We start from the raw sequence: 2,228 nt of genomic DNA on the forward strand, positions 1-2,228 counted from the left end.
CGCGTCCTGGGCTAGGACCCGCTCGGCCGCCTCCAGAATCGCGCGCACACTGCGCTCGGCATCTGCACGCAGTGCTCGACCCATGTCGGTCTCCTGTCTCGTTCGATTGTCTCGGTCGTCTCGTTCGATTCATGACTCTATGTAGAGGATACGTGAACGATACTGGTCTCCCGTTAATTGATTCTCAGATGTTGCTCCTGCTCGTATAGATGATACTTTGATGGAGCCGATAAGGGATCTCACTCGCGACCGGCATCCGATTCCGCACCCAGGAAGGACGAAAGCGGTCCGACGACCCCAGGAGTCCGCATCGCACCCGTGGCCTTCGGGTCCGTACTACGCCGATGGCGGACCCAGCCCGACGGAGCCGACGCCCAGGACGCTACTTCAGCGTCCACGCAGAGCACCCGGCACAGAGCGCACGCGGTTCAACGCTCGACGCGACAGGTGCGCCGGCGAAGGGCACGGGAAGCCAGGGCGGCATCGGCACGCGCGGTCGGCAAGACGTCCGTGTGTGAAGCGCACAGCAGATCCACCAAGGCCGGGATGTCCCTACCCAGACTCAAGGAATTGGCATGCCCTCAACAAATCGACGCTCCCTTATCGCCCGTCGCACCGCCGTGGCGCTGGCCACCATGGCAGTCGTCGCGGCCGTCGCCAGCACGGCGCCGAGTGCGGCCACCGCCGTGGGCGACAGCTCAAGCGTGACGCGTCACGCGGTCACGCAGACGAAGAGCTCCGAGAGCGCGAGCACCGCGCCCAACCTGCAGGTCAAGGCCGTCAGCGGCGTCACCTACCAGTACCGCCGCTTCGGCAACCCCAGCGCGGGCAGCGTGCCCCTGGCCTTCCTGCAGCACTACCGCGGCACCCTCGACAACTGGGACCCCAAGCTCATCGACACCATCGCCGCCAAGCGCGAGGTCATCCTCGTCGACAACGTCGGCGTCGGCGGCTCCACCGGCACCACCCCCAGCACCATCCAGCAGATGAGCCTGGACGCCATCACCTTCATCGACGCCCTCAAGCTGCCCCACTACGACCTGTTCGGCTTCTCCCTCGGCGGCCAGGTCGCCCAGGAGGTCACCCTGCGCCGCCCCTGGCAGGTCCGCCGCGTCGTCCTGGCCGGCACCGGACCCCAGGGCGGAGTGGACCAGCGCGCATCCGACCCCAAGGTGCTGGCGAGCGCCTTGGCGGACAACCCCGGCCCCGCCGACTTCCTCTTCCTGTTCTTCAAGAACACCGCCTCCAGCCAGGCCGCGGGAACGGAGTTCCTGCAGCGCCTCGGGCAGCGCACCACCGACCACGACGCCCCCGCCAGCCTCGCCACCCGCGACGCCCAGCTCACCGCGATGTCCGAGTGGGGCATCCCCGACAAGACCAAGCTCGTCCGGCTGAACGCCCTCTTCCAGCCCGTCCTGGTCGCCGACGGGGACAGCGATATCCTCATGCCCCCCAAGAACTCCCACCTGCTCGCCAAGCACCTCCCCAACGCCCAGCTGAGCATCTACCCGAACTCCGGCCACGGGTTCCTCTTCCAGTACCCCGTCAAGTTCGGCACCCAGGTGAACACCTTCCTCGACCGCTGACAGCACCCCCGCCGCGACACGGTCACCAGCCCCGACACCGAAGGCAGGGTGACCGCGAACCGGCAGCCGTACCCCGCCGGAGCCGAGCCCGGCGGAGTACGGCCACACCGCGGCGCGTCAGTGTGTGGTGCCAGGCAGTCCCTTGGCGGCGCCGGCAGCCACGCGGGGATCTGCCGCTCCGGCGCGCAGCCGTGGCTCAGCCGTGCCGTTGCGCGCGGTGCAACAGGATGTCGGCGATCAGCGTGTCCCGCACGCCGGATCGTCTGCGCCCCGGTTCGGGGCCTCGCCGGACCGTGCGGTTGCTCAATCTACTCTCCGCCGAGGCCGCCTCGGCGCCTGCGGGCGGGTCCCGATCCTCACTACGACATTGACCGCACTACGGAGGTCTCCGGGGCGTGGGTCAGTCGTGTGGTCCGGCGCCGTGCAGCAGTGTGTCGATGACGAGTGCGGCCAGCGCGTGCGGATCCGGTGTGGCCGGTTCCTCGTCGGCGCCGGGCCTGTTGAGGGCTTCGCTGAGGAGGGCGTAGTACACCTGCCGCGCCCACTGCAGGTCCGCGTCCGGGGCGAGCAGTCCCTCGCGCTGCGCGCGGGTCAGGAGTTCGAGGGTGTAGGCGTTGATGTTGCCCCAGAGGGCGGCTGCGG

General features: G+C 68.7%; 1 protein-coding gene and 1 pseudogene. One reads left to right on the plus strand and one right to left on the minus strand.

Annotated features, from left to right (window positions below; translation table 11 throughout):
• The first annotated feature begins 575 nt into the window (after positions 1 to 575).
• Complete coding sequence (locus ACWD0J_RS41185) at positions 576 to 1,586, plus strand: alpha/beta fold hydrolase (protein WP_451500993.1); 1,011 nt, start codon at positions 576 to 578, stop codon at positions 1,584 to 1,586.
• A 400-nt stretch (positions 1,587 to 1,986) separates the two neighbouring features.
• Here the strand turns inward: ACWD0J_RS41185 and ACWD0J_RS41190 are convergent.
• Positions 1,987 to 2,228 (minus strand): annotated as a pseudogene (locus ACWD0J_RS41190) (TetR/AcrR family transcriptional regulator); the annotation flags it as partial.

This window comes from Streptomyces sp. NPDC003011 (assembly GCF_053591515.1).

What these genes read in the sequence shown, in the direction of transcription:
- ACWD0J_RS41185 (WP_451500993.1), top strand. Translation starts at nt 576, where the DNA reads ATGCCCTCAACAAATCGACGCTCCCTTATCGCCCGTCGCACCGCCGTG.